Origin of the sequence: Leucobacter sp. M11 (genome assembly GCF_035726885.1) — a bacterium.
GTDB lineage: Bacteria > Actinomycetota > Actinomycetes > Actinomycetales > Microbacteriaceae > JAPFRB01.
The window spans coordinates 652,335-652,799 of the sequence record NZ_JAPFRB010000003.1; the positions used below are offsets into that span (position 1 = coordinate 652,335).

At 71.2% G+C, this 465-nt stretch carries 1 protein-coding gene; it reads right to left on the minus strand.

Going from position 1 to position 465, the window contains the following annotated elements; genetic code table 11:
* The coding region (locus tag OOT08_RS11485) for a riboflavin synthase (RefSeq protein WP_442916225.1) at positions 1-371 on the minus strand (371 nt) is incomplete at its 3' end.
* Between the last annotated feature and the right edge of the window lie 94 nt (positions 372-465).

A 465-nucleotide genomic window follows, 5' to 3' on the forward strand; every position in this document is an offset into this window, starting at 1 on the left:
CCGAAGCGGAGCTGCCGCCAGGCATCACCGGGGGTGACGCTCAGCAGGCGCGCGGTGCCGTCGACGTGGCCCTGCACGATGTGGCCGCCGAGCCGGGTGTCGGCGCGGGCGGCGCGCTCCAGGTTCACGGCGTCGCCCGCGGCGAGCTCGCCCAGCGTGCTCATCTTGAGGGTCTGCGCCATGACGTCTGCGGTGAAGGCACCGCCGTCGAGCTGTTCGATGACGGTCAGGCAGACGCCGGAGACCTGGATCGAGTCGCCGTGCTGTGCGTCCGAGGTGACGAGGGGGCCGCGGACGGTGAGGCGAAGCGAGTCGCCGTTGTCCTCTGCGGCAACGATCTCGCCGATTTCTTCGATGAGTCCGGTAAACACGGGACTCCTTTCTGACGTGGGATGGGGTGACAGGGGGGCGGCGGGGCGGCGGGGGCCGCGGGAACGCGTCCTAGCCGCTCTCGGTGCCGAGCGA